This is a genomic window from Arsenophonus sp. ENCA (assembly GCF_002287155.1).
GTDB classification, from domain to species: Bacteria; Pseudomonadota; Gammaproteobacteria; order Enterobacterales; family Enterobacteriaceae; genus Arsenophonus; species Arsenophonus nilaparvatae.
On the sequence record NZ_NHNG01000443.1, the window covers coordinates 1 to 2,177 of the forward strand.

1 protein-coding gene is annotated in these 2,177 nt (G+C 34.5%); it reads left to right on the forward strand.

What is annotated here, in order from left to right; all coding sequences use genetic code 11:
* Positions 1–1,000 precede the first annotated feature (1,000 nt).
* The gene (locus CBG25_RS11500) at positions 1,001–2,017 is read left to right on the forward strand and encodes a glycosyltransferase family 4 protein (RefSeq protein ID WP_290606749.1); all 1,017 of its coding nucleotides are present in this window, start codon (positions 1,001–1,003) and stop codon (positions 2,015–2,017) included.
* The last annotated feature ends 160 nt before the right edge of the window (positions 2,018–2,177 follow it).

Here is a 2,177-nt window from a genome sequence, read left to right on the forward strand (position 1 = left end):
TACAGGTTTCGATCTTGACCAGCGGGTCACCCAACTTGTCGATCGTCTGTTGGTGATACTGGTTTGCAAAGAGGTCATTCTTAATGGCGCTGCGTTTCTTCATGGTGGTTAGCTCAGTAGACCAGCTTCCGATAACTTTATCAGCAAAATCAAACTCGGCTTAGGTTTTTCGAGGTGCCCTAAAGTATCTAATACAAAACTGATAAATCTACACATAAATTTCTATTTTACCTTTTGCCGAATAAAAATAGAGCTATGGCATAACACAAACGATTATTTAACATTAATGTAATAAAATGTTATTTACAATTAATCTATTGAGTTTATTTAATTATGTATCAAATATAAAATACCCTACGATGAGAAAATTATCGATTTAACCATTTTAGATAGCTATTATATTAAATATTTTAACAATTTTATATTTATTATCAATGAATTGCATAATGGTTATAATACTTGTCTAAATTTAGTAAAATGAGCATTAATTATGTACAAAATAGTGTTAACATCACCTCATTAGAATCTTTATCTCTATTATTTTTATAATCATAAACAAATAATCACAAAATGTAGAAAATGATCCTATAAAATCGACCTTATGAAAAAATAAGAGGGAAAATTACTATAAAAAAATACTACAATTAGTTAAAGTAAGCATAGTTAACACATTATGCTTTAGTGACTTGATTTAACAAAGTCATAACATTATATGCAGAACTGTTTTATTACAGATGACTAATTCCTAACGCTAAATTTTTTTGCGAAATAACATAAAAATTAGAATATTACGTCATTTATTTATTTTGTTAATTGAAATAGCAAGTCAATTAACAAACGGGCTAATTATCAGGGTATATTATGAATACATCCATTATCTATACCGAATCTTCGATGAACTTTGGTGGCCAAGAAGCTCAAGCTTTACTACAAATGAAAGGCCTAATACATCGAGGCTTTAACGTAACTTTAGCTTGCCATATTGACAGCCAAATTGCACATGAAGCAAAAAAAAAACAACATTCCTATCTATCATGTTTCATTTACTAATAGTGCTCATCCTACGTCAATCATACGTCTACGCAAACTATTACGCCAGCAGCAAACAATTCTAGCCGTTTGTCACAGTGGCCATGATGCTAATAACCTTGCCATCGCAGTAAAAACACTAACTAAAAAACAACGACCATGTGTACTGCGACAAAAAAACTATCTGTCAGGTAAAATAAAAGCCTTCAGTATGAACTATTTATTCGATTACGTCATTGTACCCAGCGAACCAATGCGGAAAACATTATTGCAAGCTGGTTGTATGCCACAAAAGGTGAAGGTTGTTCATCCTGGATTTGATTTTTCTAAAATGGTTGCCGAAAATCATACACCTGTCGCTGATAGTATTTTAACTTGGATAAACGATGGAACAGCGCCAATAATAATTCAAGTCGGTATGCTAAGAGAAGAAAAAGGACATGATATTATTTTAGCAGCACTCGCCCAATTAAAGCGTCAAGGCCGTTCATTTCGTTATTTAATTATTGGTGATGGCGCCTGTAAGGCTAAATTACAGAAAAAAATTATCGACTATGATTTAGAACCTGAAACACTGCTAGCCGGTATTGTTTTTCCTTCTTCTGCCGTATATTCATATGCATCTTTAACCGTAATTCCTTCTACTAGGGAAGCGTTTGGTATGGTAGCGGTTGAATCACTTTTCTTTGCTGTGCCCGTCTTTGCTAGTAATGTGGGTGGGCTACCTGATATTATCCAACATAAAAGCAATGGACTATTACTACCACCATCTGATATCAACAATTGGGTAGCAGCTATTGATGATTTTCTACAACAACCTAAAAAATATCAAGAAATGGCACAACGAGGACAACTTCAGGTAACCCAAAAATTCTCAATCGAGTCATGCTTATTCCGTCTGCTACAAATTGGCAAAGTATCTGATATAAATTCTCATAATAAAGCCTCTCAGGAGCGAACAAATAATTGGGCACCTCGAAAAACCTAAGCCGAGTTTGATTTTGCTGATAAAGTTATCGGAAGCTGGTCTACTGAGCTAACCACCATGAAGAAACGCAGCGCCATTAAGAATGACCTCTTTGCAAACCAGTATCACCAACAGACGATCGACAAGTTGGGTGACCCGCTGGTCAAGATCGAAACCTGTA

Bases quoted from the DNA above. Each gene is read 5' to 3' on its own strand.
- CBG25_RS11500 (WP_290606749.1), top strand. From the start codon at position 1,001: ATGAAGCAAAAAAAAAACAACATTCCTATCTATCATGTTTCATTTACT.